This window comes from Oleiharenicola lentus (genome assembly GCF_004118375.1).
Taxonomy (GTDB): domain Bacteria; phylum Verrucomicrobiota; class Verrucomicrobiia; order Opitutales; family Opitutaceae; genus Lacunisphaera; species Lacunisphaera lenta.
The window spans coordinates 830534-851492 of sequence record NZ_SDHX01000001.1 but is presented as its reverse complement, the minus strand read 5'-3'; the positions used below and the strand labels follow the sequence as shown (position 1 = coordinate 851492).

21 protein-coding genes are annotated in these 20959 nt (G+C 66.4%); 9 read left to right on the top strand and 12 right to left on the bottom strand.

Translation table 11 applies throughout. The annotated features are described in order from the left end of the window. The first annotated feature begins 19 nt into the window (after positions 1-19). Positions 20-571 carry an RBBP9/YdeN family alpha/beta hydrolase gene (locus ESB00_RS03450; RefSeq protein ID WP_129046332.1) on the top strand — a complete coding sequence of 184 codons (552 nt, stop codon included), beginning with the start codon at positions 20-22 and terminating at the stop codon, positions 569-571. On the opposite strand, the gene ESB00_RS03445 is transcribed toward ESB00_RS03450, so the two are convergent. Next, a complete protein-coding gene (locus ESB00_RS03445) occupies positions 564-815 on the bottom strand; it encodes a hypothetical protein (protein ID WP_129046331.1) in 252 nt (83 codons plus the stop codon). The genes ESB00_RS03450 and ESB00_RS03445 overlap by 8 nt on opposite strands. 309 nt (positions 816-1124) lie before the next feature. On the opposite strand from ESB00_RS03445, the gene ESB00_RS03440 reads away from it, so the two are divergent. After that, on the top strand, positions 1125-1676 hold the full coding sequence (locus ESB00_RS03440) for a hypothetical protein (protein ID WP_129046330.1): 552 nt from the start codon (positions 1125-1127) through the stop codon (positions 1674-1676). Positions 1677-1708: 32 nt separating this feature from the next. Here ESB00_RS03440 and ESB00_RS03435 read toward each other — a convergent pair whose 3' ends face one another. Both ESB00_RS03435 and ESB00_RS03430 read right to left on the bottom strand, forming a co-directional pair. Next, positions 1709-2092 (bottom strand): hypothetical protein, encoded by a 384-nt coding sequence (locus ESB00_RS03435; protein WP_129046329.1) that lies wholly within the window; start codon positions 2090-2092, stop codon positions 1709-1711. A 164-nt stretch (positions 2093-2256) separates the two neighbouring features. Then, positions 2257-2625, bottom strand: coding sequence for a hypothetical protein (locus ESB00_RS03430; RefSeq protein WP_129046328.1), 369 nt, complete (start codon positions 2623-2625; stop codon positions 2257-2259). Between the two features lie 294 nt (positions 2626-2919). On the opposite strand from ESB00_RS03430, the gene ESB00_RS03425 reads away from it, so the two are divergent. Continuing rightward, positions 2920-3279, top strand: coding sequence for an MmcQ/YjbR family DNA-binding protein (locus tag ESB00_RS03425; protein ID WP_164976003.1), 360 nt, complete (start codon positions 2920-2922; stop codon positions 3277-3279). Positions 3280-3367: 88 nt separating this feature from the next. On the opposite strand, the gene ESB00_RS03420 is transcribed toward ESB00_RS03425, so the two are convergent. The 3 genes from ESB00_RS03420 to ESB00_RS03410 all read right to left on the bottom strand — a co-directional run bounded on the left by ESB00_RS03420 (position 3368) and on the right by ESB00_RS03410 (position 7467). Continuing rightward, complete coding sequence (locus ESB00_RS03420) at positions 3368-3736, bottom strand: hypothetical protein (protein WP_129046326.1); 369 nt, start codon at positions 3734-3736, stop codon at positions 3368-3370. A 240-nt stretch (positions 3737-3976) separates the two neighbouring features. Beyond that, positions 3977-5374: a pectate lyase family protein gene (locus ESB00_RS03415; RefSeq protein ID WP_129046325.1), complete on the bottom strand. Its 1398-nt coding sequence runs from the start codon at positions 5372-5374 to the stop codon at positions 3977-3979. A 155-nt stretch (positions 5375-5529) separates the two neighbouring features. Beyond that, entirely contained in the window at positions 5530-7467 is a 1938-nt protein-coding gene (locus ESB00_RS03410; protein ID WP_129046324.1) for a tetratricopeptide repeat protein, read from the bottom strand. A 111-nt stretch (positions 7468-7578) separates the two neighbouring features. On the opposite strand from ESB00_RS03410, the gene ESB00_RS03405 reads away from it, so the two are divergent. After that, complete coding sequence (locus ESB00_RS03405) at positions 7579-7782, top strand: hypothetical protein (protein ID WP_129046323.1); 204 nt, start codon at positions 7579-7581, stop codon at positions 7780-7782. Positions 7783-7798: 16 nt separating this feature from the next. Here ESB00_RS03405 and ESB00_RS03400 read toward each other — a convergent pair whose 3' ends face one another. Together ESB00_RS03400 and ESB00_RS03395 are read right to left on the bottom strand one after the other, a co-directional pair. Next, positions 7799-8590 (bottom strand): PilZ domain-containing protein, encoded by a 792-nt coding sequence (locus ESB00_RS03400; protein WP_164976002.1) that lies wholly within the window; start codon positions 8588-8590, stop codon positions 7799-7801. A gap of 190 nt (positions 8591-8780) precedes the next feature. Next, entirely contained in the window at positions 8781-9155 is a 375-nt protein-coding gene (locus tag ESB00_RS03395; protein WP_129046321.1) for an energy transducer TonB, read from the bottom strand. Positions 9156-9463: 308 nt separating this feature from the next. On the opposite strand from ESB00_RS03395, the gene ESB00_RS03390 reads away from it, so the two are divergent. After that, entirely contained in the window at positions 9464-9874 is a 411-nt protein-coding gene (locus ESB00_RS03390; RefSeq protein WP_129046320.1) for a hypothetical protein, read from the top strand. Between the two features lie 246 nt (positions 9875-10120). On the opposite strand, the gene ESB00_RS03385 is transcribed toward ESB00_RS03390, so the two are convergent. Both ESB00_RS03385 and ESB00_RS03380 read right to left on the bottom strand, forming a co-directional pair. Beyond that, complete coding sequence (locus ESB00_RS03385; protein ID WP_129046319.1) at positions 10121-10879, bottom strand: PilZ domain-containing protein; 759 nt, start codon at positions 10877-10879, stop codon at positions 10121-10123. 57 nt (positions 10880-10936) lie between these two features. Beyond that, positions 10937-11515 carry a lipid-binding SYLF domain-containing protein gene (locus ESB00_RS03380; RefSeq protein ID WP_129046318.1) on the bottom strand — a complete coding sequence of 193 codons (579 nt, stop codon included), beginning with the start codon at positions 11513-11515 and terminating at the stop codon, positions 10937-10939. A 120-nt stretch (positions 11516-11635) separates the two neighbouring features. Between ESB00_RS03380 and ESB00_RS03375 the strand changes: the two genes are divergently transcribed. The 3 genes from ESB00_RS03375 to ESB00_RS03365 all read left to right on the top strand — a co-directional run bounded on the left by ESB00_RS03375 (position 11636) and on the right by ESB00_RS03365 (position 16449). Continuing rightward, complete coding sequence (locus ESB00_RS03375) at positions 11636-12259, top strand: hypothetical protein (protein WP_129046317.1); 624 nt, start codon at positions 11636-11638, stop codon at positions 12257-12259. Then, positions 12256-13635, top strand: a complete 1380-nt coding sequence (locus ESB00_RS03370) for a methyl-accepting chemotaxis protein (RefSeq protein ID WP_129046316.1) — start codon at positions 12256-12258, stop codon at positions 13633-13635. The genes ESB00_RS03375 and ESB00_RS03370 overlap by 4 nt, the downstream gene beginning before the upstream one ends. A gap of 225 nt (positions 13636-13860) precedes the next feature. Beyond that, positions 13861-16449: a DUF3857 domain-containing protein gene (locus ESB00_RS03365; protein WP_164976001.1), complete on the top strand. Its 2589-nt coding sequence runs from the start codon at positions 13861-13863 to the stop codon at positions 16447-16449. A 6-nt stretch (positions 16450-16455) separates the two neighbouring features. Here the strand turns inward: ESB00_RS03365 and ESB00_RS03360 are convergent, their stop codons facing one another. Both ESB00_RS03360 and ESB00_RS03355 read right to left on the bottom strand, forming a co-directional pair. Further along, positions 16456-18468, bottom strand: coding sequence for a YgiQ family radical SAM protein (locus tag ESB00_RS03360; RefSeq protein ID WP_164976215.1), 2013 nt, complete (start codon positions 18466-18468; stop codon positions 16456-16458). A gap of 111 nt (positions 18469-18579) precedes the next feature. Next, positions 18580-19833 (bottom strand): hypothetical protein, encoded by a 1254-nt coding sequence (locus tag ESB00_RS03355; protein WP_129046313.1) that lies wholly within the window; start codon positions 19831-19833, stop codon positions 18580-18582. 178 nt (positions 19834-20011) lie between these two features. Between ESB00_RS03355 and trxB the strand changes: the two genes are divergently transcribed. Beyond that, positions 20012-20956 (top strand): thioredoxin-disulfide reductase, encoded by a 945-nt coding sequence (gene trxB, locus ESB00_RS03350; protein ID WP_129046312.1) that lies wholly within the window; start codon positions 20012-20014, stop codon positions 20954-20956. Positions 20957-20959 lie beyond the last annotated feature (3 nt).

The window sequence follows — 20959 nt, the reverse complement described above, 5'->3', positions numbered from 1 at the left end:
GACTTGCTTCGCTGATCACATGGCTCCGCCCACCCTCGTCTTCGTCGCCGGCTATGGAAACTCCGGTCCCACCCACTGGCAGCGCCGCTGGCACGAGGCCCGGCCCGGCAGCCGGTGGGTGGAGCAGGCCGACTGGGAAAACCCGGAGCGCACGGCCTGGGTCGCGGAGATTGAGCGCACGGTCGCGGCCGTCGCGGGGCCGGTGTTCTTCGTGACGCACAGCCTTGGCGGTCTCGCGGTGGCGGCGTGGAGCCGCGAATCGGCGCGGCCCGTGGCGGGGGCGCTGCTTGTGGCCGTGCCCGATCCCGACCGGCCGGATTTTCCCTCGGCGATCCGCGGCTTCCGCGCACCGGTGCGGGCGCCGCTGCGTTTCCCGGCGCGGATGATCACGAGCACCGACGACCCCTACAGCACGCCGGAGCGCAGCGCCGCCCTCGCCCGCGCCTGGGGTTGCACGCCACACGACATCGGCGCCTGCGGCCACATCAACGCCGCCTCCGGACTCGGCGACTGGCCCGCGGGGCAGGCCTGGCTCGAACGGGCGCTGGGCGACACCGGGCCGCTCACCTGATCCTCACGCTGGCGATCATCGCGGCGCGGCAGCGGAACTCGCTTCCGTCGTGCCCGGTGATGACGATCCAGTAACGCTGCGCCGTCACGCGCCCGCTCACGTTCACCGCGGTGTCGTTGAGCAGGGTGAGGATCACTTCGCGACGGACGGACAGCGCCTCGTTGATGCGGTCGGCGATCTCCCGCGCATCGCGGGCTTCGTCCTCGACCGAAAGGGCGGCCAGGTCGGATCGCAGCAGTCGCACCGGCCGGTCGGTGCCGGCCGGCTGAGTCTCGCGCGCAAAAGAATCCTGCGCCCCGCCGGAAACTCCGGCCGCCGACCAAAGGAGAAGTCCGACCGCGAGCCGGCGAACGGACGAAAACCAAGCAGGGGGTGAAAGCCTCATAGCCGTTTCCGACCCGTGCGGCCGGCTTTGGTTCAATCCGCCCAACGGCGCGCCCCCGTCGGGTTGCCGTCTGATCGGCACTAGCTCCCGGCCCGGACCGGGTTAATTCGTCGCCATTTCATGCTGCCTTCATCAAGCCTTCACACGGCTCCGGCACCCTGCACGCCCATGAAACGCAAAGACTATCTGATCGTCGCCCTCGTGCCGCTGGCCCTGCTGCTCATCCCGCTCATCGGCCAGCTCACCGTGGACGGCTGGAACTGGACCTTCTCCGACTTCGTCGTCGCCTGGGTGGTGCTCGCGCTCACGACCCTGGTCTTTCGTTTTCTGGTCACCCGTAAACCCGGCAACCTCGCCTACCGGGCGGGAGTCGGTCTGGCGGTGGCCGCGGGTTTCCTCATCACCTGGGTGACGATGGCGGTGCAGATCATCGGCGATGAAAATCCCGCCAATGCGCTCTACGCTGCCGTGATCCTGACCGGCCTGCTGGGCGTCGTGCTCGCGCGTTTCGAGCCGGCTGGGATGGCCCGGGCGGCGTTCGCAACCGCCGCCGTGAACTTCCTCGTGCCGGTGGTCGCGGTCATCTTCTGGCCCGCCGACTTCAGCCCGGGGGTGGAAAAGGTGTTCGGCTTGAACGGAGTTTTCGTGGCCATGTTCGTCACCGCCGGATTGCTCCTGCGCCTCGCGGCCGGTTCCGCGCGGCCGGCCGGGTCCGCCTGAGCGACGGGAGCACACCCCGTGGAAAGGGCGGCTCAGCGCGCGCCGGTATCTTCCAGCGTGGCCCGATCTATGGCGCGGCGCAGATCCGCGAGGATCAACGGCGCGGTGGTCCGGCGCCGCCACATCTCGGCCGTCAGCCAGCCCATCAGCCGCCAGAGGGTCGCAAGGCTCATGCCCGAGGAATCGATCACCAGCGTGTTCCCACACGCGCAGTTGGCGAAAGACATGGTGCCTAGCGGTTGCTGCGGCGGCACCGTGCCCATCTCGATATCGTAGGACCGTGGCTGTCCGACATGCGTGGTGCGCTGCAGGTAGTCTTTCAGATTCGCATAGGTGCGATCACAGACGTTGCACTTCTTGGGGAATCGTCCCTCAAGATAACGGCGCATCACATCGATAACCTCGGCCTCGGTCACTTGGCCACGACGCTATCGCCAGTGCGGGAGACGAGTCAATTCCCCGCCGTCACCCCGCCTTGATGGCGTGCATGGGCGAAGGTGGCGGCCTACGGGACGGCGCCACCAAGCTCGATGCAGATCCTCGCGAAACCGGCGGCATCCGGCCCGCGTGATGGGACGCGTCACCACTTGAACTTCAACAGCTGCCAACCCGTGAGCGGCGACCACCAGCTGCCGAGCTCGACCCGTTCACTGCGATAGATCGTGCCGCCCTTGGTGGCGGTGAATCGCCCGGCCTCCTGGCGTTGGCGGTCATCGGCGAGGACCTTCTCCAGTTCGCGCACGCCGCGTGATTCCGTGACGACAAACGGCTCCAGCACGAGCACGTCGCTCGCCGGTTCCGGCGACTGCTCCGCCGACCGGACCGTCGCCAACGGGGCAACGGTCTCGGCCAACCGCGCGCGCAGTTTCTCCCGCATGGCCGGCGATGATGTCTCCGCACCGTGCACCAGGCCGGCAAGCAGGACGACGGAAAGCGGCAGCCCTCTCATGGGTTGAGCCTACTCCGACTACCCAAACCGTCGAGCGTTCCGTTTCCCACATCCCCGCCCCACCCACCCTTTCCAACCCTCGCCCATTTCCCTCAGCCCCAATGTTCGTATTACGAACATTGGTCCTGGATCCCCACAGTGCCGCATCAGGCGAATGTTCGTAATACGAACATTTGCCGGGGAGTCGGGGGCCAGCCGACTTGGACGGCCAGGTGCCTGGTGCCAGCCAGATCGCCGGCGGGAAGAAGGCTGCTTTTGATGGCCAACCGGTTCCGGGCGGGTCACGTTGTTCGCATGCGGCTCGCCCGGCTTCAGTCTTTCGCGCTCTCGCTTCCGCACACGACGGTCGTCAAACAGTGGGGCGAGTGCCTCGTTCACAAGGTCGCTGGCAAGATGTTCCTGATCCTCGTGCTCGACGGCGGCACCGTGGCCGGCGTGATCTTCAAGTGCACACCGGAGGAGTTTGACGAGCTCACGCAGATCGAAGGCATCATCCAGGCCCCTTACTGCGCGAAGCGCATGTGGGCCAAGGTTGAGGATCTCGCCGCGCTACCCGAGCCGGAACTCAACGCCCGCATCCGGCACAGTTACGATTTGGTCGTCTCCCGCCTGCCGAAGAAAACGCGTAGCACTCTCGGCCTCCCCGTCGCCTAGAAGTTTCTGAATTCCGTGTATTCAGCCCCATTGCGCGGACCCCCGCGGCCGGCCCGTTCCAACCAATGTTCGTATTACGAACATTCGGCTAGAAGACGGCCTCGGGCCTGTCGGGCGGCTGCCGGCTCAGCCAAACCAGAAGGCGCAGCGTGCGCTCGGCGTCGGGCATCATGCTGCGGCGGTTGAAATACTCGCCGGCCCGAGCCCGATGCAGACCGAGCTCGCGGGCCAACAGGGCGCGGGCACCCCGGCGCCCGAGACGCGGCGCCACCAGCGAAACGAGCCCGTTCCACAGCGGCGTATCGTCGCTCGGCCGCAACGTCGCACCACGCTTGAGGCGCGGACGCCGCGCCTCACGCCGCCTGTGCATATCCTTTTCCATTTCGCGACTGATCACGACGATGATATCCGCCAGGCCGAGAAGGGCCGCCATGTGGGGTGAGATGTAGCTACTCATACCAATGTTCGTAATACGAACATTCGCGGCGGACATAATTCTCAATCGACCTGTATTCAGGTGATTGTTCCCCGTGAAAAGTGAGACCGACGCAGTCGGCGTGCCCGGATAGTACGCGGCCCAATGTTCGTATTACGAACATTGGGCCGCGTGGGGGAGTCGGTTAAAAATTGGCTCTTTTTGGGGCGTGTGACAGACGGACCGGCGGGGGACTGCGGCGGGGGGACGATTGGGCGGCTGTTACGGGGGGAACTCGCCGACGAGGGAGTTGAGGTAGTCTTCGAGGTTGGTGTAGCCGTCGGCGTTGCGGTCGGCGGGGCCGTCGGCCGGGTTGGCGGGATCGAGGCCGTGGGACTTTTCCCAGGTGTCGGGCATGCCGTCGCGGTCGGTGTCCCAATCGGCGGGACGATGAATCTCGGGGTAGTTGTCCCAGCCGCCCACATCCGCCTGCGAATCGGGCAGACCGGGCAGACCGGTGGTGCTGCCCCGGTAGGTCGTGGTGCCAGCGCGGACTTCGGCGAGGATCCGCTGGTCATGGGGATCGAGCGCGGGGAAGTTGCAGCCCACGTTGGCGAGCACGTCGGCGTAGGCCTGCTCGGCGGTCTGCGTGCGCACGTGCGATTCAAAGAACGGCGCGTCCACCCACGGGCTGTAGTCCGTCGGCAGTTTTCCACCGCGCTCGGTGGTGGCGGTGCGCGCCTTCTCCTGGTCGTCCACGCCGAAGTGTCCGGGCATGACGTTGCCCGAGACGAAATACCGCTGGGTGCCGGGGAAGCCGCCGTATTGGGCCTTCAACGCGACGAAGTATTTCGTGGCGGGGCCGGGCTTGTAGTAATTGTTCACGAAGTTCACCTCGTGCGCGCCGCCGTCGGTCGTGCGGGACTTCCAGTTGTAGACCAAGTTGTTCCGGATATCGAGGCGGCCCGCGTAGGTGTGGCCCTGGGTCTTGTCGAGTCCGCCGGCCAGGCTCCAGTTGCGGCCGGCGCAGTGCGCGAGCAGGTTGTGGTGAAAGCTGCCAACGTCGCCGCCGATGCTCGCCGCATAGCCGTGTTCGGTGCCGGGCGGGTATTTCTTGTGGCCGGCGGCGTTGAGCGCCTCGGAGATGAGCGTGCGCTGGAGCGTGATGTTCTTCGCGCCGCGCGAACTGAAGGCCTCGTCGAGGGTCCAGCTGATCGAACAGTGGTCGATGATGGCATTGTCCGCCGAAGCCAGGCCCATGCCGTCGAGCGTGGTGCCCGAGGTGTTGCCGGGGCGCACGCGAATGTAACGGATGATCACGTCGCGCGCGCCGAGGACGCCGAAGTTGTAATTGCTGATGCAGATGCCGAGCCCGGGCGCGGTCTGACCGGCAATCGTGAGCTGCGAGTTGGCCGCACGCACGACGAGTTTGGACTTGAGCTCGATGCGGCCGGAAACCTCGAACACGACCGTGCGCGGCCCCTCGGCCTCGACGGCGGCACGCAGGCTGCCAGGGCCGGAGTCGTTGAGGTTGGTGACGGCGATGACGCGCCCGCCGCGCCCACCCTGCGCGAAACGCCCGTAGCCCTCCGCACTGGGAAAGGCGATCTGGCGGGGTGCATCGGCCGCGAGCAAGTCGGCGGCCGGCGGCAAGGCGAGCGCGATGGCAACAAGTGACAAGACAGACGGACGGAGTGAAAAATTCATTCGGCGTGGGCGGAGGTTACGGGGGTGCCCGGTGGAAGGGCGAAGGGTCAATTTTGCACAAGACGCCGGAGGGCGCTGCCGGATTACACGGAATTTTCGGCGCCATCCTAACCCTCCGAGGCCGTCGCTCAGGGCAGCTCCGCCTTGAAAATCTCGGCGCCGAGCAACTGGCCGGAGGCCTCGCCGCTGAGGTGCGACTCCATCCCCCGCGGACCGACTTCCACGCCGAGCCGCATCCGGGAGTTCACGTTGACCAAATCTTTCGAGAAATCCGGCTGGTTTTCACCTTCCGCGCCCAGCACCTCCTGCGCGAGCTTGCCGCCGATTCCGGGGATGCCGGACAACTTCGCCTCGGCGGTGGACTCGACGCCGATGAAGCTGATCTCGTTCTCGCGGTCCCACACCATGACCATCTGGGCGGAACCGCCGGCCTTGCCGATGTCATGCAGATCGGCCTCCAACCCGAGCCCGGCCGTAAGCGTGGTCTCGCCGGAGGCAAACTCCTTGGTCGCACTGAAGGCGAGACCGGCCTCGAAAGTGAAGCTGAACTTGTGGCAGTCCATCTGCAGCTCGGCGACGATGGCATCGACCTTGAGCGAGAAGGGGCACTCGCCTTCGCCCGGAGGCACCAGCTCATAACCCGGCCACCGACCCGGGGTCTGGCCGGCGCAGGGATCCTCCACCAGCGGCAGCTCCGAGTTGAGCTTGCGCACATATTCCAGGTAGGCGGAGACGTTGCCGGCAAAGGCCACGCGATAGGCCGCGGGCGGCAGCATGAACCGCTCGACCGAGAGGCGCGCATTGGTGGCATCGCGCATCACGTAGAGGGTCTCGGCGACGAGCTGGTCATATTCCTCGCTCATCTTTGTCAGCGCAGCCTGGGCGATGGGCCGCCGGCGAACACAGAACGGCACCGGATCCTCGGGCGCACCGGGCGTCGGGGTGCGCTCATAGGCAAGGCGCAGCTCGCTGATCGCACGCATACGCGCCATGAGACGCTCTTGGGCAACCTTGAGACGGCTCTCGTGGCTTTGGGTCAGAGACCGGAGGTGATTCTTCCAGTCGAGCTTGGTGTAGGGGCCGCCGAAGTTCACCCGTCCGTGCATGGCGTCCTGCATGACCTTGCCGGTCTCCTCCTGGATGATCCGGGCTTGCACGGCCACCTGCTTTCGCAGCTCCGCATCGTAGGCCGCCTTCTCGGCCTTTTTGACCGCGTATTCCCCGAGCGAGCGCTGGGCTTTCACCGGGGCGAAGGCGCTCGGACTGAAATATTCCTTCTTCGGCAGCAGGCCCATGAACCCGGGCGGCGCTCGATGGGGCTGTTTGCGCCGGCGCAGCACCTCGCGGGCGAGCGGCGAGCTGTTGCTGGCGGCCGCGCGCTGGAAGTGCGCGTTCGCCTCCGGATGCCGGCCCTCGCTCTCGGCAATCAGGCCCGCACAAAGATTCGCCACGCCGTGGCCCGGCGCCCGCGCGAGCAGAGGAAGGACAATCTTCCGGCATTCGCCGACCTCGCCGAGATTGAGCCACGCCACGGCGAGATTGCTCTGGATGGAGGTGTCGTGGGGATATTTCTGGGCCAGATGCCGGAGGATCGGGATGGCCTTGGGTTCGTAGCCGGCATGCACGAGGAGCGCCGCCAGCGTGTTGACGGCGTTGGCGTCGGCGGGCGCGAGGCGGGCGGCCTCGGCGGCGAGGCGCAGCGCCTGCTCGGGAAAGCCCTGCACCCACGCGATGGCCGCGGCGTTGGCCAGGGCGCCGGGTTGGTTGCGATAGGCGGCGATGAGGCGCGCCGCCTCCTGGCGCGTCTCCGGCTCCATGGCCTCGTCCACGGCGGTGGCGATGCCCGCGAACACGCCGGGCAGGGCCGCGGGCGTGAGCTGAGCGGCGTTGATGCGGGCGGCCAGCTTCTCGTCGGATGCGGGCAGCTCGATGAGCGGTTCGTCATCCTCCTCTTCCGCCACCGCGACCGCCGGGGCCGCGGCGAACAGGCAGACCAGGCTGATCACGCCAAAAACCCGCAGGCCGCGTTTCAGTTCGGATGCCAAGCCGCCAAGGCCGTCTTTCATGGCTGTGACTAAGCAGAGGGAGCCCGCCCATGCCAAGCGTTCCCGCAACTCCGGTCCGGTTTGCCAATCCACCGAATCCGGCTTGGCTGCTTGGCTCACCGCCCGTCGACCATGGCCCAACCTCCCTGGGAAAGGAAATCCGAGAAACCAGCCGGCAAAACGAAGCTCACGCCGGAGAGCATTGCCTGGGCCCGGGCCCGGGCGAAGGCCGCCGGGCGCCGCTATCCCAACCTCGTGGACAACATGGCGGCCAGCCGGCGCCAGACCGAGGAGGAACTCCGCGCGAAAGGGCCGGGGTTTTTGCGCAACCTGTGAGCCGACGGGGCCGGTCTCAACCGGCGAAGCCGTGCAGGAAAACCTTCACGTCGGCCGGCACCTCCGCGGGCAGGTTGGCCACGACCCATTGGAAGAGCTGATGGATCTCGTGGCATTGCACCGCCGTCGCCGGCCGCGACCCCGAGTCGTCGCCGGTGAAATATTCCAGTCCCTGCCCTTCTGCCGCCCGCAGGAGGCAATCGTTGATCTGGATTTCGAAGGCCGAGACCGACTCGTCGGCCGGGTGCCGCCAGACGGTCAGGCGCGCGGAGCGGCTGCTCCGGTAGTTCTCCACGATGTAGCCGGAGTCGTCCGGACCCGGGGTGCGCGAATGCAGGCGCAAGGTTGAACCCAAGGCCACCACATCCACGAGCCGGAGATACTTGAGCCGCATGGTCTCGTCGTAGATCTCGTGCTGCAAACCGAACACCATGCCCTCGGCGTTTTCGCTGATGTTGACGACGTGGCACGGCACGATGACCTCAAAATCCTGGATGCCGAGGCGCAGGTCGCAGGACTCGCCAATGACCGCCTGCAAGCCGGCGCCGAGTTGGAGGCGCACGCCGGCCTCGGAACAATCCACGAGCCGGCCCTTCCAATTCCAGCCATGACGGGAATCGCTCATCGGCGCCCCGGTGACATCGCGTCCGACATAGCTGAGCGTGGCCTTCAGGGCAAAATCGTGGTTCACCGCATGCCGCTCCTGAGCCCGGCGCTCCACCGCGGGCGCCGCCCGCACCGGAGTCTTTGGCGCAGGACTGGCCGGCGACGACACGTGGTCTTTCAGGAAGCGCTTGAAGAAAGCCATGGGGTGCAGGCGATGAGGGGACACCGCCCGAGGGTTATTCAGGGTTTCCATGCTACATCGGCACAAGCGCGCAGGGCAAGAGCATGAATCCGTCCAACGAACCGCCCGGGAGCCCGGCGCACCCCAAAAACAAGGCGCGGACCGGTGCACTGGCACCGACCCGCGCCCGGGAAAAAGACCTGGCCTGAAATCAGGAAGCCGGAGCATCCACCAGCTGCAGCGGCAACACCACCTCGGCGGAAACCGGCCGGCCGTTTTTCAGCGCGGGCTTGAACTGCCACTGCGCGACGGCGGGCAGGAGACGGCGCACGAGACTCGGGTCCCGGCCGTCGACGAGGTTCACGTTGCGGGCGCGTCCGTCCGCATCCACCGTGAGGCTGACGCGAATCGTTTCATTTTGGTATTGGCGGGGAATATTGGCGGGCGCGACGACCTTCACGGGCGCGGGCGCGACGAATTCGGATTCCGTGACGAGAGGCGAGATGACAACACCGGCGGAAAGGGCGCTGGCAGCGAAGAGTCCACCGGTTACGGCGGTGGCGAGGACGAGTTCCTTGAGGTTCATGGCGGGAAGAACTCCGCAGGGAGCGGATAGTTTCAGATTTTTGGTTTTGGTTTTATTTTCGACACCGTGCGGCGGAGTTGAATCCGCCACCTGGCATCCCCTCCTCTTTGCAATGCGCGTGCCAACCACCCGCAAGCGCCCCTAAACGCTGATGGGGAACGACACGCGCAACCCGGACGCGGCGGGGAGGGTCCGCCCGTTTTGCGGAAGCGCGACCCGGGTGTCCCGTGCGCGGGAAAACAATATGGATTCGAACACCGTTGTCGGCTTGCGCGCGAGGAATGCGAGGTCCATGCCCGCAGCAAAGCATGCAAACGAAAAGCGGCCGCTCCATTCTGCTGAAAGTCACCATCGGCTTCCTGCTGATGATCGTGCTCACGTGGGTCGTGGAGGTCGTGCGCCTGCCGCACCTGCTCTACGGGGAGGACGCGGAGTTCCGGTGGGGCCGCGTGGTATTCCGCACGATCGTGGTGCTGGGCATCTGGGCGTGGGTGCATTTCACGATTCGCCGGCTGTTGCGGCGCCTGCACGAACTGGAGGAATTTCTGCTCGTGTGCAGCTGGTGCCGCCGGCTGGGCAACCAGGGGCGCTGGCAGACGATGGAGGAATTCTTCGACTCGCGCCTCGCCACCGAGACCTCGCACGGCATCTGTCCGGACTGCGCCGGCAAACACTTCGCCGGGCTGCGGGCCGCCGTGCGGGTGCCGCCGAAGGAATAAGGCGGCATGCGGCTGCCGGGATAGAGCAAGGCGCGCAGAAAGCGGCCCTGGGAGCAGGTCGCCCCTCCTCATGGGCACGAATGCAGCTCAGCCAAGGATGCAGTTGGCTGGAGGAGGAACCTGCGCCCTGCACAGGTTTTCCGAGCGGGCGCCGAACAGCGCACGCGGAGCGCGGGCTCCACCTTTCAGTGGCTGGCAGGCGGGCGCGATCTTGCTCGCACCCACCAGTAGAGCTCCGGGGGCGGCTCAGGCGGCACGTTTCCGGAGAAATTCACAGACGTCGGCGGGCACGGCAGGAGCCAGGTTGCAGACGACCCACTGGTAGAGCCGCTGAATTTCCTCGCCCTTGGGACCCGAGACGGGACGGGCCCCGGCCTCCTGGCCTCCGGACAGGCATTCAAGCTGATTGCGCCCCGCGAGGCCGCGCACGAGGCAGTCCTTGAGTTTAAACTCAAACGCCGCCACGTCGCGTCCGGCCAGATGCCGCCAGATGACGAGGCGTGAACCCAGTTCGCCGGCGTATTCTTCGACGAGGTAGCCGGAGTCATCGGGCTGGATCGGCCGCACGGGTTGCAAGGTTGCCCCCAACGCGATCAACTCGACGAGCTGGTGAAAAGCCGGGGCCGAGGCCGAAGCGGGCGTGTTCAACGAGAGCCCGAACACAAAGGAATCGCGGCGATCGGCGATGTGCGCGATCTTGGCCGGCACGGTGACCTCGTAGCCCTGCACGTCGATCTTGAGGTGGCAGCAGTCGCCGCGCATCGCCGCAACCGTGCGTGGCATCTGCATACGGGCGCCGGAAAAGGAAATGTCCAGCAACCGGCCGGTCCAATCCCAGCCCTGACCATCCCGCGACTGCAGCAGATGCCCCTGCTCATCGCGGCCGAGAATGTTCAGCACGGTCTTGATTGGAAAGCCCGGCTTAACGGCGTAGCGCGCCCCACCCCGGCGGTCGGAGGCGGAGGCGCTTTTTGTGACCTCGAGGATGCGCTTGAAGAACAGCATGATGGGACATGGGCTGTTCCTTCCTATCGGCGCAGACCGCCTGCGCTTAAATGCGAATCAGTTTAAATCCTTGTCCTGCCAGTATTTGGTGCCCTGCAGGGTGGCCTGCAAGGCGAGGCCGTTCTTCGTGATCTGGTAAATTTCGACATCGGGAATCGCGGTCTCGGCGGCGGCGATGGCCGCCCCTTTTTTGTCGGACTTGGCGGCGGCATCCACCTGACCGCTAAAGTCCCAGCCTTTCTCGATGAAGGCCTCCATCTTCGCCTTGGTGCGGAAGATGAAGACGGCGCGGAAATCCTTAACGCCGAGCCCGAGGCCGAGCCCCGCGGAGCCCATCTTCATGTAGGTGCGCTTGCCCTTCTTGTCCACGACCACGCCGTGCCCACCCGCAAAGCTCGCGAAGACGAGATTCACGCCGACGTTGGAAAACACGGCGTAGCCGGCGGCCCGCTTTACCTGATCCTTGGCCATGGGCTTCAGCTGGTAGAGATCGTCGAGCATGCCTTTGGCCATTTCATCGATCTCGGCGCGTTTCTCCTCGGTCGCACTCTTCGCAACCGCACCGGGCACGCCGGCGAGAACCGCGAGACCAAGCGCCAGAGACATGATGAGATGCAGCAAGGATCGAGTAGTCATGCTGACAGCTTGGCCCGACGGAGCGCGCCGTCAACCGGCGTCCAACAGAGCCATTTGGCCCGAATCCCGGCATGGGCTCAAGTTGGACGCGCTTTGCTCCGATATTGGGTGGTCACCTTCATGTCACCTTGCCTCCATCGGCGCGCCGGCACCGGCACGCCCGCGTCGCGATTGCGCCGTTGGGCGGGTCCGGTCGTGTTCGGGGTGTGGTTTGCCGCCACCAGCCTGTTCGGCGCTTGGACCGTGGCCCAGCACCTGATCCCGCTGCCGGTGGGGCGCCCTGATGACACCACTGCCGGTGACCGGCCGCGGGCCTGGCATGTGCTCGGCTCCGACTGCGGTTGCTCCGCCAGCGTGGCCGACGAACTGGCCCGGCGCGGCCCGCAACGTGGCTGGCGCGAAGAGGTGTGGCTCGTCGGCGACGAGCCGGCCATCGCCGCGCAACTCCAGCAGGCCGGTTTCGCCGTCGAGCGCATCGCAGCTGAGAAACTCGCGGCCGATCACCAGATCCAAGGCGCGCCCTGGCTCGTGCTTTTTCATGCCGACGGCCGCACGGCCTACAGCGGCGGCTACAGCCGCCAGCGTCCCGGCGTCGCCGGCACCCGCAGCGAACTGCCGGGGCTCATGGCTGCCGTGGCCGCCGGGCGTTCCGCGGAGGCCCTGCCTGCCTACGGCTGTGCCACGAGCGAATCCCTGCGCCGACAACTTGACCCGCTAAACCTCCGATTCTCCAACCCGCCATGACCCAGTTCGAACAAAGCTACCACCGCCGCGTCGGGAAAGCCTCCCTCATCATCCTCGCCGCGCATGTGCCGCTGATGGCGGTCACCGCGCTGGTCTGCGGCACCAGCCTCGGACTCGCCATCGGCGCCGGACTGCTGATTTTCGCCGGTCCGGCCCTGATCCAAGGGCTGCGCCCCGGCAGCGCGCTGGGCGCCTCCGCGATCGCCGCGTCCGCCATGGGCTTCAGCGCACTGCTGATCCATCTCGGGAAGGGAATGATCGAGATGCACTTTCATATCTTTGTCGCGCTGGCCTGCCTGGTCGCCCTCGCCCGCATCGTGCCCGTGCTGGTGGCGACAGCCACGGTGGCCACCCATCACATCCTGTTCTGGGCGCTGTTCCCGAAAAGTGTGTTCAACTACGAGGCCTCCTTCGGCATCGTGCTGCTTCACGCGGCGTTTGTCGTGGCCGAGACGGGGGTGCTCGTCGTCGTGGCCCGTATGTTCAACCGGGTGATCGCGCTGCAAGGCACGATCAGCGAACAGGTGACCGCGTTCGCGCAGAGCGTGACGGAACGCAGCCAGGTGATGCGGCAGGCGGGAGCCGACCTGGCGGACGGGGCCTCGAAACAGGCCGCCTCGGTCGAGGAAACCAGCGCCGCGATGGAGGAGGTCTCCAGCATGGTGCGCTCGGCCGCCGACCGGGCGGGCAACTCGCACAAACTGGCCACCGAAGCCCGCCGCATCGCCGACGAGAGCGCCGGCCAGATGCAGGAAATGCAGACCTCGATGCGCGCGGTGCGCGAATCGGGCGACAGCGTCTCCGAGATCATCAAGACCATCGACAACATCGCCTTTCAGACGAACATCCTCGCGCTCAACGCCGCCGTCGAAGCCGCCCGCGCGGGCGAGGCCGGACGCGGTTTCGCCGTCGTGGCCGAGGAAGTCCGCCGCCTCGCCCAGCAATCCGCCGACGCCTCGCGCCAGACCGCCGAAAAGATCCAGGACTCCGTGGCCAAGAGCACCCACGGGGTGGCGATCAGCGAACGCGTCGCCGCGGTTTTCCAGGAAATCGTGCAACGGGTGCGCCAGATGGATGAGGACATCCGGGAGATCGCCCGCGCCACCACGGAACAATCGCAGGGCCTCGGCCAGCTCACGCGCAACGTCAGCTCAATCGACCAGATCACCCAGGCCAACGCCGCCCGGGCCGAGGAAACCGCCGCCACCTCCGCGGAACTGCTCGAGGACGCCCAGCGCCTGCAGGAGCTGGTAAGCTCATTGGTGACGGAAACGAAGGCCGGAACCCGCGAATCGCAGCCAGCTGTGACCTCCGCCCCCGCTCGCTCTCCTGCCGCCAGGTCCGCGACCCCCGAGCTGATGCACCGCCACCGGTAAGCACCGGGGCTCGGTCGATTCTTCCGGCAGGTCATCCCGGCATCGCGGGACATTCACTCAGGGCTTGGCAGCGCGAGCCTCGCCCGGCACGTTGCCGGCGCGGGCCAACGCACATCGGTCTCACTTGCACTGAGATCACCCATCCTTGCATTCATGCGACGCACATCGTCCTGCCCTCGTCCTGTCACAATCACGTCTCGTCCGGTCAACCACCGCCCATGGTTCATGGGGTTGCTCCTATTCGGACTATTGCTCCGCCCGATCCTTGCCAGCGTGCCGCCCGCGGCAGACGGGCAGTCCCTGATCGGGCCGGCGCCGGACTGGGTCACGCCGACGCCCTGTGTCACGCCGGCCGCGCCCCAGCCCAATCCCACCGGGCAGGATTTCCTGTTGCTCGACCAGCAGGTGCGGCTGGCCACTGGCGAGGCCTACACGCACCAGGTTTACCAGATTGTATCCGACTCCGGCCGGCAGAACGGTGGGCAGATCAGCATCAGTTTCGATCCCAGCTACCAGGAACTTTTTCTGCATCATCTGCGGCTGGTGCGCGGAACCGAGGTCCTGGAGCGGCTGGACCCAGCCAAGATTCAGCTGATCCAGCAGGAGCGCGATCTGGACCGGCAGCTCTACAACGGGCAGCGGACGGCGCTGGTCATCCTTGAAGACGTCCGGATCGGCGACTGCATCGACCTCGCCTTCACGTTGCGCGGACGCAACCCGGTCTTCGAGGGCAAGTTCGTCGATGCCACCTTCCTGGAGTGGGCGGTCCCGGTGCGGGATTTGCGCTACCGGATGTTGACGGCACCCGACCGCAAGATCGCCACCAAGGTCGTTGGCACCGCCAAGCTGACGCCGCAGCTCCGGGAACGGGAGGGGGAGCAGGATGTGCTGTGGCGGCGAAGTGATCTGCCGATCATCGAGGGCGAGGAGCGCGTGCCCGGTGCACACACCGTCTTCTCGTTCCTGGATGTCTCGGAATTTTCCTCGTGGCAGGAGGTCGTGCGCTGGGCGGAACCGCTCTACCAGCTGCCCGCCACCCCCGACCCGCAGGTGGCGGAGCTCACCGGCAAGATCCGGACCAAGACAGCTTCGCCCGAGGCCCAAGCGCTCGCCGCCCTGGACTTCGTGCAGCAGGAAATTCGTTACCTCGGCATTCAAATGGGCCCCGGTTCGCACCGGCCCTCCGAACCCGGCGAGGTCCTGCGGCGCCGGTTCGGCGACTGCAAAGACAAGTCCCGCCTGCTGGTCGCCCTCCTGCGCGGGCTCGGCCTCGAGGCCGCCCCGGCGCTGGTGCACAGCTATGCCCGGGAGGGGCTCCATTCCCGGCTGACGACCCCTTATGCCTTCGACCACGTGATCGTCAGCCTGGATCTTGGCGGTCACCGCTACCTGCTCGACCCGACCCTGTCCTACCAACGCGGCGAGGGACTGGCGCTGCGCCACCTCGACCGCTACGGCCCGTATCTGCGCATCGCACCGGCCGACAATTACCGGCTCGAGAACCCCTCGCCCGCAGCCGGCGACATTCTCGACACCGAGATAACCTCTGTCTTCCACGTCACCGACCTCGGAAAGCCTGCCACGCTCGCGATCAAGACCACCTACGCCGGGCGCGCCGCGGAAAACATGCGCGCCTACTTCGCCAACCGCACGCTCGACCAGATTTCCCGGGAATATCTCAACTACTTCACTCCCTACTATCCGGGCATCCGCCAGACCAAGCCGGTGGAGCACCGCGACAGCCCGGTGGACAACCGCTACTTCGTCACGGAGGAATATGCGGTTGAGCAGCTGTTCCGGGCCGAGGCGGGCGACCTGTTGCGGGCCGAGTTGCAGCCCACCTCCATGTGGGACCACACCCGCATGCCCAATCTCGCCCAACGACGGCTGCCACTGGCCCTCAGCCATCCGACCCGGGCGCGCGAGCGCCTGACGATCCACCTCCCCGAGGAGTGGAAGATCGATCCACAGAAGGACCGGGTGACCGATGCGGCCTTCGAGCTGTCGCACGAAGTCAGCCAGCCTGACGTCCGCACCGTGCAACTTGACTACACCTGGGAATCAAAGGCGCATGAGGTCGCCCCGGCGCGGATGTCCGAGTTCGCCCGCAACACGGAATCGGCCCGTCGGAATCTTGGCTATCAGCTGACCTGGAACCAGAATCCGGCGGTGGCGCAACCCGCCGGGTTCCACCCCAACTGGTCGCAGATCGGTCTGGCCCTGGGCACGGTGCTGGCCGGCCTCTACGCTTCCTGGCGGCTCGTGCGCAAACGCAACCCCACTCCGGCGGAACCTCCGCCCCTTTCCACCGAGAGCGGACCGGTCGATCCCTACAGCTACAAGGCCCGGGCCGCGCAGGAAACCGCAGGCCTGGGCGGCTGGCTGCTGCTCGTCGGCTTCGGCCTTTTCATCCGACCCGTCTGGCAGATCATTGCGCTCTACGAAGGTCGGACCGGATACTTCGATGCCGCCGTCTGGGAACGCCTCACCTCCCCTTCCAGCGACGCCTACAACCGTTACTATGGTCTGCTGGCGCCGCTTGAGCTGATCGTGTTCCTCCTGCTGTTCATCTACTCGCTTCTGTTGCTCGTGCTGTTCTTCCGCCGTTCCTACCTGTTCCCGCGAACGATCCAAATCTTCTTCATCCTCCAGATCGCCGCCACCTTGTTCACCATCGCCAACGTGCGCATCCTGAATTTCGAGGCCGTGGGATATGAACACTACCAGACCCTCTTCCAGTGCTGCGTCGCGGCGGCCATCTGGATTCCTTACTTTCAGGTCTCCCGGCGGGTGAAACTCACGTTTACCCGCTGACCACGCTCAAAGGGATGGCGGCTGGTCCTTCGCCGTCTTCACGCCGGCCTCCCGCAGCATCTCGTCGAGGTGCGCGGGTTTCCTGGAGCGTTTCGGCTTCGCGGTCGCGGCGGCGAGGCGGGAACCCGGCGCCTGCATCCCGCAGGGCGCAATATGCGGGGTCGGCGTGACGTCGCGCGTCTTCTTCTTTTCGTCGAGCAGGCGGGCGGCGAGGTCGTCGAGGCCGAGGCGCTGCATGGAGGAGCGGAGCGCGGCCTTCATTTCCGGCTTATACCAGAAGAAGAAGCTGCGCTGCTGCTGCTTCTCCTCGGGCGTGTGCGCGCAGGCCACGGGCTTGCCATCGTAAGGATGCACGCCGGTGGCGTAGATCTCGGTGGCGACGGTCATCGGCGTGGGCGTGAAATCCTGCACGGCCTCCAGGCGGTAGCCGAGGTCCTTGGTCTTGAGCGCCAGGTCGGCCATGTCTTCCGGCCGCGAGCCGGGATGCGAGCTGATGAAATACGGCGTGACCGGCATGTCGGGCTTGCCGGCCTTGGCCGCGGCCTTTTCGAACTTCTCCTTGAACTTGTAGAAGAGGTTGAAGCTGGGCTTGCGCATGACGCGCAGCACATGGTCGCTCGTGTGCTCGGGCGCGACCTTGATGCGGCCGGGCACGTGATGCGCGGCGAGTTCCTCGATGTATTTCTCGTGGCTGGCCTTCACCTCGGGCGTGGTCCCCTTGTCGTGGAGGAAAAGGTCGTAGCGGATGCCGCTCGCGACGTAGGCGTGCTTCACGCCCTCGGTGTTGCGCACCGACTCGTAGATGTCGAGGAGCGCGGTGTGGTCGGTGTCGAGATTGCGGCAGACATCAGGCCAGATGCAGGACGGGCGGACGCACTCGTCGCAGATCCACTGCTCCTTGCCCTTCATCTTATACATGTTGGCCGACGGGCCGCCGAGGTCGCTGATCGTGCCGCGGAAATCGGGCATCTGCTTGATCGACTCGACCTCGCGGAGGATCGAGGCCTTGGAACGCGACGCCACGAACTTGCCCTGATGCGCCGAGATCGTGCAGAAGCTGCACCCGCCGAAGCACCCGCGGTGCATGTTGAGCGAGTGCTTGATCATCTCGTAGGCCGGGATGGGGCCGCGCTTGCGGTATTTCGGGTGCGGCAGGCGCGTGTAGGGCAGGTCGAAAGCCGCATCGATCTGCTCCTCGGTCATGGTCGGAAACGGCGGGTTCACCACCAGCAGGCGTTCGCCCGTCGGCTGGAGCAGGCGGCGGGCCTTCACGCGGTTGGACTCGGTCTCGATGTCCTTGAAGTTTTTCGAATAGAGCGCGCGGTCCTGCTGGCACTCCTCGTGCGAATGCAGCGTGTAGTCGTCCCAGTTCTTGTTCTTCGGCGCATCCTCGCCGGGCGGGAGCAGCACGGCAGTCTGCGGAATGGTCGTGAGCGACGCGAAGGGCACACCGCGCTTGAGCAGGCGCACGGTCTCGCGCAACGGCAGCTCGCCCATGCCGTAAACCAGCAGGTCGGCGCCGCTCTCGGCGAGAATCGAGGGCTTCAGCGTGTCGGACCAGTAGTCGAAATGCGTCACGCGGCGCAGGCTGGCCTCGATGCCGCCGATCATCACCGGCACCTCGGGAAAGAGTTTCTTCAGGATCTGCGAATAGACGGTGGTCGCGTAGTCCGGCCGGAAACCGTGGGCGCCGCCCGGCGTGTAGGCGTCTTCGCTGCGCAGTTTCTTGGCCGCGGTGTACCGGTTGACCATCGAGTCCATGCAACCCGCCGTGACGCCGAAAAACAGGCGCGGCGCGCCGAACTTCTTGAAGTCGCGCAGGTCGTCGCGCCAGTTGGGTTGCGGCAGGATGGCGACGCGCAGGCCCTCGGACTCGAGCAGGCGGCCGATGACCGCGGTGCCGAAGGCCGGGTGATCCACGTAGGCGTCGCCCGACACAATCACCACGTCCACGTAGTCCCAACCGCGGGCCGACACCTCGTCGGCCGTGGTGGGCAGCCAGCGCTTCGCGTCCCACACGGGTTCGTGGGAGTAGATTTTGGCGGAAGTTGGCGTGGGCGTGGACACGGCGAAGCGCACCTTCGGCCAACCCTGAGCCGGGCGCAAGCCCGGGAAAAGCGCCGCCCGCGCTCAGAAAGCGCGCTGCACGCCGACACCCAGCTGCGACCGGTGGAAATCACGTCCGGCCGTGACCGGCAGACCGAGGAGGTCGGCTCCGCTCTGGAGCGCCACGTCGAGCGTCACCGCAAACTGCTTGGTCGCCCGCCAGCGCACCTGCGCCTGACCGCTGCACAGGACGTCGTTGCGCACGATCGGCGCCGGATACTTGCCCTGCTGCCACTGTCCGGAAAGCTGCAGGGACCACGCGTCGGAAAACCCGTGCTGCCAGGCGAGGGATAGCGTTTGGGCGTCGTAAGCGCTCTGGCCGGTGCTGCTCAGCCAGCGTTCCTGCTTCGCCGTCAGCGTGAGGGTGTCGGTCGCGGTGAGCGTGGCCGTGAGATTTCCCGCGTAAAACCACGCCACCGGCGTCCGGTCGCTCATGCATTGGGTGGTCGCGGCGTAGCGCCGGAAATCCGGCCCGGCCAGCAGCGAACCGGAAAGCGCGCGGGTCGGACGGCCTTCGAAGCCGAGAAGCACGCGCGTGTAGTGGTTCGAACTCGATTTGGTCAGCCAGGCCGTGGTGGCTTGGTGCTGGCGGCCCAGCCGTCCGCCGAGGAGAAGGCTCGCGGCGGGTGAGATTTTCCAGCCGAGGTCCACGCCACCGTTGAAATCACTGCGATCCACCCAGTTCAGGCGTCCGGCCTCCGCCGCCGTGGGCGCGCGGAGCGCGGTGCGATAGTCGTTGATCAGCGTGGCGGCCGTGCCGCGCACGAACCAGCGCGCCCGATCGTAGCGCAGCCAGGCTTTGCCCGCTTCCTGCAGTTGGGTGCGGCGGTCCCGCACCAAGCCCATGCCGAAGATGTTGTAGGTGTTGAAGCGCGGGGAATCCTCCGGGCCGTCGGTGTAGGTCGTGGCGCTGTCGAACGCCCAACTCCAGGCGCTGCGCCGGCCGGTGGAGGTGACGGTGAAACGGTGCTGCGCGTGGTTCTCGTCGGTCGCGCCCTCGAACCAGTTGAAGGTCGGCGCGTAACCGAGCTGCAGCTGATCCCTCGGCGCCTCCAGCAGCGCGGAAACCGAGACGGCCACTTTCACGCCCAGCGAACCGGCCCAGCCCGCCCGATCCGCGAGCGGCGCATCCGGCCGGGCGTTGTCCACGTTGAAGAGATTGGTGTCGTATCCGGTCCGCCCCACCACCGACAGCTCGGTGAGCCAGGCCGGCCGCTCCACTGCGGGCAAACCGGCGCAAGTCAGCAGGAAAGCGAGAAAGGGAATGCAAGTTCTCATGGCGTGGAAGCTGGCCGCCATTATGCGGAATCGCCTTCGCCCCCACTCCGCACCCGGCGCACAACACTGCGCAACGATTGTTCCCGCCGCCGGCCGGCCCGGCGGCGGATTTAGGGGTGTCGGCCATCTCCGGGGTTGCACCGGCCGAATTGTTGGGCTCACTTCGCCGCTTCCCACCATGTCCGCCCCAGTCGAAAACGTCGTCATCGTCGGCACCGGTTGCGCCGGCCTCACCGCCGCGGTTTACACCGGCCGCGCCAACCTCTCCCCGCTCGTCCTCGAGGGCGCCCAGCCCGGTGGCCAGCTCACGACGACGTCAGAGGTGGAGAACTTCCCCGGCTTCCCCGAGGGTGTGGACGGCTTCATGCTCACGCAGAACATCCGCAAGCAGGCGGAGAAATTCGGCGCGCGCTACCAGAGCGGCACCGTGCTGAGCCTCGATACCAGTGCCTGGCCGCACACGCTCAAGCTCTCCGACCGCGAGATCAAGGCCAAGGTCGTCATCATCGCCACCGGCGCCTCGCCGCGCATGACCGGCATCCCCGGCGAGAAGGAACTTTATGGCGGCAAGGGTGTGACCACCTGCGCGACCTGTGACGGCGCGTTCTACCGCAAGATGGACGTCGCGGTGATCGGCGGCGGTGACAGCGCGGCCGAGGAGGCCCTGTTCCTCACGCGTTTCGCCAGCAAGGTTTACCTCGTGCACCGCCGCGACTCGCTGCGCGCCTCGAAGATCATGGCCGACCGCGCCACCTCGCACCCGAAGATCCAGTGCGTGTGGGACAGTGTGCCGGTCGCGGTCGAAGGCGTCGAACAGGGCGCCGTGAGCGGCCTGAAAATCAAGAACGTGAAAACCGGCGCCGAGAGCGTGCTGCAGGTGAAGGGCATCTTCGTCGCCATCGGCCACGTGCCGAACACCGCTCCCTTCAGGGGCGCGGTGGACACTGACGAGGGCGGCTACATCGTGCCGCTCGCCGGTTCGCAGGTCCGCACCAAGACACCCGGCGTCTATGTGGCGGGCGACTGTTCCGACCACGTTTACCGCCAGGCGATCACCGCCGCGGGCATGGGCTGCCAGGCGGCCATCGAGGCCGAGCGCTGGCTTGCGGAACACGGCGGCTGAGCC

Bases quoted from the DNA above. Each gene is read 5' to 3' on its own strand.
- ESB00_RS03355 (WP_129046313.1), bottom strand. From the start codon at position 19,833: ATGAGAACTTGCATTCCCTTTCTCGCTTTCCTGCTGACTTGCGCCGGT.
- ESB00_RS03405 (WP_129046323.1), top strand. From the start codon at position 7,579: ATGGCCCAACCTCCCTGGGAAAGGAAATCCGAGAAACCAGCCGGCAAA.
- ESB00_RS03430 (WP_129046328.1), bottom strand. From the start codon at position 2,625: ATGAGAGGGCTGCCGCTTTCCGTCGTCCTGCTTGCCGGCCTGGTGCAC.
- ESB00_RS03400 (WP_164976002.1), bottom strand. From the start codon at position 8,590: ATGGCTTTCTTCAAGCGCTTCCTGAAAGACCACGTGTCGTCGCCGGCC.
- ESB00_RS03395 (WP_129046321.1), bottom strand. From the start codon at position 9,155: ATGAACCTCAAGGAACTCGTCCTCGCCACCGCCGTAACCGGTGGACTC.
- ESB00_RS03440 (WP_129046330.1), top strand. From the start codon at position 1,125: ATGAAACGCAAAGACTATCTGATCGTCGCCCTCGTGCCGCTGGCCCTG.
- ESB00_RS03375 (WP_129046317.1), top strand. From the start codon at position 11,636: ATGTCACCTTGCCTCCATCGGCGCGCCGGCACCGGCACGCCCGCGTCG.
- ESB00_RS03365 (WP_164976001.1), top strand. From the start codon at position 13,861: ATGGGGTTGCTCCTATTCGGACTATTGCTCCGCCCGATCCTTGCCAGC.
- ESB00_RS03450 (WP_129046332.1), top strand. From the start codon at position 20: ATGGCTCCGCCCACCCTCGTCTTCGTCGCCGGCTATGGAAACTCCGGT.
- ESB00_RS03410 (WP_129046324.1), bottom strand. From the start codon at position 7,467: ATGAAAGACGGCCTTGGCGGCTTGGCATCCGAACTGAAACGCGGCCTG.
- ESB00_RS03390 (WP_129046320.1), top strand. From the start codon at position 9,464: ATGCAAACGAAAAGCGGCCGCTCCATTCTGCTGAAAGTCACCATCGGC.
- ESB00_RS03420 (WP_129046326.1), bottom strand. From the start codon at position 3,736: ATGAGTAGCTACATCTCACCCCACATGGCGGCCCTTCTCGGCCTGGCG.
- ESB00_RS03380 (WP_129046318.1), bottom strand. From the start codon at position 11,515: ATGACTACTCGATCCTTGCTGCATCTCATCATGTCTCTGGCGCTTGGT.
- ESB00_RS03425 (WP_164976003.1), top strand. From the start codon at position 2,920: ATGCGGCTCGCCCGGCTTCAGTCTTTCGCGCTCTCGCTTCCGCACACG.
- ESB00_RS03385 (WP_129046319.1), bottom strand. From the start codon at position 10,879: ATGCTGTTCTTCAAGCGCATCCTCGAGGTCACAAAAAGCGCCTCCGCC.
- trxB (WP_129046312.1), top strand. From the start codon at position 20,012: ATGTCCGCCCCAGTCGAAAACGTCGTCATCGTCGGCACCGGTTGCGCC.
- ESB00_RS03370 (WP_129046316.1), top strand. From the start codon at position 12,256: ATGACCCAGTTCGAACAAAGCTACCACCGCCGCGTCGGGAAAGCCTCC.